Here is a 318-nt window from a genome sequence, read left to right on the forward strand (position 1 = left end):
TTTGATAACTTTAAGTTTACAAATAAAATTTATTTATTAATACAAAAAGGAATAGATGTTAATATTTCTTTTGAGCAGATTTATTTGTCACTAAAAGGAACGCCTTTTGATTCATGTAGATATTTTAAAATAAAAAAAATTACTATTTGGTTTAAAAATGCACACTTAACTTGCATCAGAATTGATGATGATGGCATGTCAATGATCAATGAGCCTCTGCCTGATTATTTAACAAATGGTTTTTCCCATAACCTAAATCTTGTCGATTTTGATGAGAGATTTATGGCTTTTGAACTATCTTGTGAACCTGTAATAGGT

At 27.4% G+C, this 318-nt stretch carries 1 protein-coding gene; it reads left to right on the plus strand.

Translation table 11 applies throughout. The features are described 5' to 3' along the window. Positions 1–318 (plus strand): hypothetical protein (locus AAEZ02_RS22080; protein WP_351125131.1); only part of this gene is annotated, 318 nt, incomplete at both ends.

This window comes from Shewanella sp. T24-MNA-CIBAN-0130 (assembly GCF_040310185.1).
In the GTDB taxonomy this organism is placed as follows: Bacteria; Pseudomonadota; Gammaproteobacteria; order Enterobacterales; family Shewanellaceae; genus Shewanella; species Shewanella psychromarinicola.